We start from the raw sequence: 2,077 nt of genomic DNA on the forward strand, positions 1-2,077 counted from the left end.
TTCTTCTGATATTCTATTTACTACTATTACATCAGATATCTTCTTAAATTCTTCTAAATCACGTATTACTCTAGAATTAAAGAAATTATCTTCTTTTAATGCTGGTTCATATAATACTACTTCAATTCCCTTAGCTTTTATCCTTTTCATTACCCCTTGAATTGCAGATTGTCTAAAGTTATCTGAGTCAGTTTTCATTGTTAAGCGATATATCCCAACAATTTTTGGATTTTTTTTAATTATCATATCTGCAATATGATCCTTACGAGTTCTATTCGCATCTACTATTGCTGACATTAGATTTTGAGGTACATCCTCATAGTTAGCTAATAATTGCTTTGTATCTTTAGGAAGACAATATCCACCATATCCAAATGAAGGATTATTATAGTGAGTTCCAATTCTTGGATCTAAACATACTCCATCAATAATTTGTTGTGTATTTAAGCCTCTTATCTCCGCATAAGTGTCTAACTCATTAAAGAATGATACCCTTAAAGCTAAATACGTATTTGCGAATAGTTTTACTGCTTCTGCTTCTGTAAATCCAACTATACGTACTTCAGCATCTTTTTTTAATGACCCTTCCACTAATAATTCTGCAAATTTCTTTGCTTTATCAACAAGAACAAAATCACTTAAATCAGTACCTACTATTATTCTACTTGGATATAAGTTATCATAAAGAGCTTTACTTTCTCTTAAAAATTCTGGACTAAAAACTATGTTCCTATTTCCTGTTTTCTCTCGAATTTCTTCTGTATATCCAACTGGTATGGTTGATTTAATCACTATAGTAGCACTTGGATTTACTTTGGTAATCAAGTTAATAACATCCTCAACAGCAGAAGTATCAAAATAATTCCTTTGACTATCATAATTTGTTGGTGCAGCAACCACAACATAATCAACACCTTTATATGCTGACTCACCATCTAATGTAGCTACCAAATTTAGTTTCATTGTCTTAAAATATTCTTCGATTTCTTTATCTTGAATTGGTGAAATACGATTATTTATCATATTAACCTTTTCAGGAATAATATCCACAGCAACAACTTCATGCTTTTGTGATAATAAAGTTGCGATTGATAACCCTACATATCCTGTTCCAGCTACTGCTATTTTCATCTTAATCTTTCTCCTTACCTATATAAAACTCTTTATACCATTCTGCAAATCTTCTAAGTCCAGTTCTTAAATCTGTACTAGGCTTAAATCCAAAGTCTCTTTCTAATGCACTTGTATCAGCAAAAGTTACAGGTACATCTCCTGGTTGCATTGGTACAAGTCTCTTATGACTTTCAAAATCATAATCTTTAGGTAATACACCTGCATGTACTAATTCTTCTTGAAGGATATTTACAAAATCTAATAGATTCTCAGGATTATTGTTACCAATGTTGTATAAAGCGTATGGAGGTATTGGTAACCCATCCTCACCATTCTTCTTTTCCGGTGCTTTTTGTATTACTTTTATTACTCCTTGTACAATATCATCGATATAAGTGAAATCTCTTCTACAATTGCCATAATTAAATATTTCTATAGTTTCACCTTTAATAAGCTTATTAGTAAATCCAAAATAAGCCATATCAGGCCTTCCAGCAGGTCCATAAACAGTAAAAAACCTCAATCCTGTACTTGGTATATTGTAAAGTTTAGAATACGCATGAGCCATTAATTCATTCGATTTTTTACTTGCTGCATATAAACTTACAGGATTATCAACTTTGTCATCTAAGGAATATGGTACCTTTGTATTACTACCATAAACGGAAGAACTAGAAGCATATACAAAATGTTCTACACCTTTTTGATTATTATCATAAGAATGTCTACATGCCTCTATCAAGTTATAAAACCCAATGATATTTGATTCTATATAAGCATCTGGGTTAATAATTGAATACCGAACCCCTGCTTGTGCAGCAAGATTAACCACTATCTCGGGTTTATATTCATCAAATATCTTGTCAACTAACTCTTTATCTGCAATAGATCCTTTAATAAAGGTAAATGATGAATTTGGATATTTTCTAATTTCTTCATTTATTAATGATAATCTATATTCTTT

General features: G+C 30.9%; 2 protein-coding genes. Both read right to left on the bottom strand.

Features of this window, described 5'->3' with window-relative positions; all coding sequences use genetic code 11:
* On the bottom strand, positions 1-1,131 hold a 1,131-nt coding region (locus tag RR430_RS09275), incomplete at its 3' end, for a nucleotide sugar dehydrogenase (RefSeq protein WP_332509052.1).
* A gap of 1 nt (position 1,132) precedes the next feature.
* A partial coding sequence (locus tag RR430_RS09280) for an NAD-dependent epimerase/dehydratase family protein (RefSeq protein ID WP_332509054.1) occupies positions 1,133-2,077 on the bottom strand: 945 nt, incomplete at its 5' end.

This window comes from Anaerorhabdus sp., from assembly GCF_036641015.1.
Lineage (GTDB): Bacteria > Bacillota_I > Bacilli_A > Erysipelotrichales > Erysipelotrichaceae > Anaerorhabdus.